The sequence below is a fragment of the Streptomyces sp. genome (assembly GCF_031178505.1).
Lineage (GTDB): Bacteria > Actinomycetota > Actinomycetes > Streptomycetales > Streptomycetaceae > Streptomyces > Streptomyces gulbargensis.
Genome location: NZ_JAPSIW010000605.1, coordinates 1 through 4,293 on the forward strand (window position 1 = coordinate 1; position 4,293 = coordinate 4,293).

Below are 4,293 nucleotides of genomic sequence, written 5' to 3' on the forward strand. Positions count from 1 at the left end.
TCTGCGAGGGCGCGGGCTGCGTGGCAGGCGTCCGGTCCGGAGTCGAGGAGACTCCCGGCGTCGCGGTGCCGGGCGCGGTGGTCTGCGTGGCGGGGGCGGAGGAGACGGTGGCCCCAGGCGAGATGGGCCGGTTCTCCTCCTGCTCGGGCGCGGGCGAGGTGGTCTCCGCAGCCGGAGTGGTCGCTTCGGAAACCGGAAGGGACTCGGATGCCTCCGGGGCGGGCACCGTGGTCTCGGTGACCGGTCCGGGACTGGCGACGGCCGTGGTCGCGGTCAGCAGCGTGACGGGGGCCAGGACTGCGGACGCGGCGGCGACCGGTGGCCCGGAGGCCGCACGAGCCGGCCCCGGAGGGCCTTGTGGCCCGTCGCCGCCGCCCCCCGTGCGGCCTCCGGGCCGCGGCTCGGCGGAGCTTCATGGAAACCCTTGCGTGATCGGGGTGCCGCCGGGGACGGCACGTGAGAAAGGCCGTGACCGCGCAGCGGTGTGGGCCGACGATGATGACCGACGGAGGGCTCGGAAAGTTGTACGCCCACGACACAGCGATCCCGTGACATCGGACTCTTCTGCTGGTACCGGAAGCACCCGCGCGCCCGGCGCCTGATCATCGGAAGTCATTCCGTCATGCCGCGAGCCTTCGCACCATGCCCGAAGCAGCACAATCTGTGGCCTCTCGGCTTCCGGGGCCCGGCAACTCACACCGCCGACGCGTCCCGCGATCGTCAGTGGGCGACGTGAACGGCGTCCGGCGGCGGCCGTGGGCGCAGCGGCCCGCTCGCTCCCGGGACCCGGCACGTTGCAACCCGGCCTGAGCGCCCCCACACTCCCAGGACGTCGACCGCACCGAGCCCGGCCGTTTCCTTTTCCTCCGCAGGAGCCAGGAGCCAGGAGCTAGAGGAGCACGGCCTGTACATGCCCGTAGAACTCCGGTGGTGTTCTCGCGCATCGACGGGCCGGCTCCTTCTCCTTCGCGTATGCGGGGAGACCGGGGCCTCGTCATCGGTCGGCGGAGGTGGTCCAACCTGCACAGAGCTTCCCTCACCACTAGGATCGTGCGCTGGTGCGCCGGGAAGTCTGGTCGGCAGTGTCTTCCGCCTGCCCCGAAGGACCCGCCGGTGCCCCTCTCCCTGATGCTGATCGCCCTGTCCGCGCTCGCCTTCCTGATCTTCAACGTCATCCTGTGCCTGCGCGTGTGGCGGATGACCGAGCTGCCCCGGTGGCGGCGGATCCTGCCCACACTGCTGCTGTGCACGGCGCTCGCGGCGAGCGCAGGGCGGGCCTGGGGCGTCACCGCCGTCGCCGAAGCCGTCGCCTTCCCCTTCAACGCCGCCACTTCACTGCTCGGGATGTATGAGCTGGACCGACGACGCGCACGGCGGGCGGCAGCCCACGGACAGGCAGGAACGTCGTCGTGAGCGCTTGGGCCAGCTGGATCCTTCTGCTGGGCGGAGCCGTCCTCCTCCTGGTGCCGGGGGTGGCCGTCCTCATCGGGTGGCGGCCGGGCCGCTTCCGGCGCGCCCAGGCACCGGCCGCGCTCCTCGGGGTGTCCGCGCTCGCTCTCTACGGGGTGGTGCTGGTCAACGAGCTCCCGCGCGTGGCCGGAGCGCCGAGCGGCGTGCGGGCGACATGTGCGTACGTCGGCCTCGGACTCGCCGGTTTGGCCGTGGCGCTCGTCGTCCTCTACGACCTCCTCGCCGGCCGGCCCCGGCGAGCCCGACAGTGACCAAGTGGAGGAGGGGAAAAGGTGGACGGTTACGTGCAGGAATACAGAGTGCTGTTCGCGGATGTCGCGGCGAGCGGGCGACGTCTGAGGCGGGACGAGGTGGAGCGGCGCCGTGAGCACGGCGAGCAGGCGGCACGTGAGGGCCTCGCCCTGCGGGAATCGATCGGTCATCATCTGGCCGCCGTCCGTGCCGCATGGCCCGAGCAACCCACGTCCAGGCGGACGGCCCTGGACCTGCTCGCGGTCGTCGAGCAGTCCGTCGATGCCTTCGCCGGCGGATTCGAGCGGGCCCAGCGGCTCGCCGTGCGACAGGAGGAGGCCGCGCGCCGTGAGTTCATCGACGACCTGCTGTACGGCCGGAGCGACCTCGGGCGGACGGCCGAGCGGGCGGAACGTTTCGGCCTGCGCCTCTCGCAGGCCCACGCAGTAGCCGTCGCTCGCGGCCCGCAGGCCTACAGTGAGGCCGACGCGGTCCCGCAGCAGGTCGAGCGGGCGCTGATCGGGAGATTCGGGGACCGCCACATCCTGCTCACCACCAAGGGCGGTCGGATCGTGTGCGTCGCGCCGGGTGACCAGGCCGACGTCCTGATGTACTTCGCCAAGCAGGCGTTCGCGGCCACCGGTGGCGGCCAGGTGGCCATCGGTCGGCCCCAGCCCGGGCCGAGGGGGGTCGTGCACTCCTATGAGGAAGCTCTCGGCGCCCTTGACCTCGCCGACCGACTGGACCTCGACGCTCCTGTCCTGCACGCCGCCGACCTCCTCGTCTACCCCGTCCTCACACGGGACCGGCAGGCCATGGAAGACCTCGTTCACAGCGTTCTCGGCCCCCTGCGGTCGGCGCGCGGCGGCGCGGAACCCCTCCTGGAGACGCTGACCGCGTTCTTCGACACCGGATGCGTCACCACCCAGGCCGCCCGCCACCTCAACCTCTCCGTGCGGGCGGTCACCTACCGCCTCGACCGTATCCACCGCCTCACCGGGGCCGACCCCGCCGACCCGGCGAGCCGCTACACCCTGCAGACCGCCGTCATCGGTGCCCGGCTCCTCGGCTGGCCCGCGAAGGACTTCTGAGCGGTCCGGCCCTCGGCACCGGATCGGCTGGGCAGGGTTGCTGGTTCGGCATCAAGAGGCCGTAAAGATTGCCGGAGACCGGCAATGCGCAAGCGCCTTACGAGACGTCAGGATGGTCTCGGCGGCGGCGCCTCGTGTGCGCCTCATGCCGGGTTTCGGAAGCGACGGTGGGGGAGGCGGGCATGGCGGAATTCCTTGCCGCGGCCTTCGGAGTCCCCACGATGGTCCTGACCACCGCGCTCGCCGCGGTCGTCGGCTTCTGGTCGCTGGTGCTCTGTGGCGTCGTCACCGCTGATGTCTTCGACGCCGATGTGGACGCCGAGGCTCTGGGGCTCGGTGACGTACCCGTCGCGGTGGCCGGCTCGGTGTTCACCGCGGTCGGATGGGTCCTCGACCTTTCCGGCATGCTGCTGCTCGGCCGGGCCGGTCTGGCCGGCGCGTGGTCCTTTCCGCTCTCCGTGGCCCTGTTCGCGAGTGCCCTGGCCTTCTCGTGGCAGGTGACGAGGCGGCTGACGGGCCGGTGGGCCGGGGCTTCCTCGGCCGACCCGCGCGGCTCGGCACGGCGATGCGCCGGGTCCGTACGGGTGGCGAAGCGGACCACCGTCCCCCGCCGCGTCACCGACCCGCGCTCCTCGCGTACCACCGCCTGAACGGCTGCACCCTTTTCTCCTTCCTCCATCGACACGGGGTTCTCTCATGGATGCCATCACCGTGGGCATCGGCGTGCTCGTCGCCGTGGTCCTCCTCTTCGCCGTAGCCGTCGTATTCGCGGTCAGCCGGCTCTTCCGCAAGGTGGAGCAGGGCAAAGCGCTGATCGTCTCCAAGATGCGCAAGGTCGACGTCACCTTCACCGGGCAGGTCGTCCTGCCCGTGCTGCACAAAGCCGAGATCATGGACATCTCGGTGAAGACCATCGAGATCTCCCGGACCGGTCGGGACGGGCTGATCTGCCGGGACAACATCCGGGCCGACATCCGCATCTCGTTCTTCGTCCGTGTCAACAAGACGGTCGAGGACGTCATCAAGGTCGCCCAGGCCATCGGTACGACGCGGGCGAGCGACCAGGCGACGCTCCAGGAACTGTTCAACGCGAAGTTCTCCGAGGCGCTCAAGTCCGTCGGTAAGCAGATGGACTTCACCGACCTCTACACGAAGCGCGAGGAACTGCGTTTCCGGATCATCGAGTTGATCGGCATCGATCTCAACGGCTACAGCCTCGAGGACGCCGCCATCGACTATCTGGAGCAGACCCCGCTCACCCAGCTCGACGCCGGGAACATCCTCGACGCCCAGGGCATCCGCAAGATCACCGAGCTCACCGCCGCGGAGAACGTCCGCACCAACGAACTGCGGCAGCACGAGCAGAAGGAGATTACCCGTCAGAACGTCGACGCCCGCGAGGCCATCCTGGAACTGGAGCGGCGTCAGGCGGACGCCGAGATCAAGCAGAAGCGTGAGATCGAGACCGTCCGCGCCCGCGAGGAGGCCGAGACGGCGAAGG

General features: G+C 70.3%; 5 protein-coding genes. All 5 read left to right on the plus strand.

The window, feature by feature from the left end:
* Positions 1-1,113: 1,113 nt before the first annotated feature.
* Complete coding sequence (locus RIF68_RS28775) at positions 1,114-1,413, plus strand: hypothetical protein (RefSeq protein WP_309054218.1); 300 nt, start codon at positions 1,114-1,116, stop codon at positions 1,411-1,413.
* Positions 1,410-1,721 (plus strand): hypothetical protein, encoded by a 312-nt coding sequence (locus RIF68_RS28780; protein ID WP_309054219.1) that lies wholly within the window; start codon positions 1,410-1,412, stop codon positions 1,719-1,721. The genes RIF68_RS28775 and RIF68_RS28780 overlap by 4 nt, the downstream gene beginning before the upstream one ends.
* Positions 1,722-1,754: 33 nt before the next feature.
* Positions 1,755-2,792 (plus strand): helix-turn-helix domain-containing protein, encoded by a 1,038-nt coding sequence (locus RIF68_RS28785; protein ID WP_309054220.1) that lies wholly within the window; start codon positions 1,755-1,757, stop codon positions 2,790-2,792.
* Between the two features lie 182 nt (positions 2,793-2,974).
* A complete protein-coding gene (locus RIF68_RS28790; protein ID WP_309054221.1) occupies positions 2,975-3,442 on the plus strand; it encodes a hypothetical protein in 468 nt (155 codons plus the stop codon).
* Positions 3,443-3,488: 46 nt separating this feature from the next.
* On the plus strand, positions 3,489-4,293 hold an 805-nt coding region (locus tag RIF68_RS28795), incomplete at its 3' end, for an SPFH domain-containing protein (protein WP_309054222.1).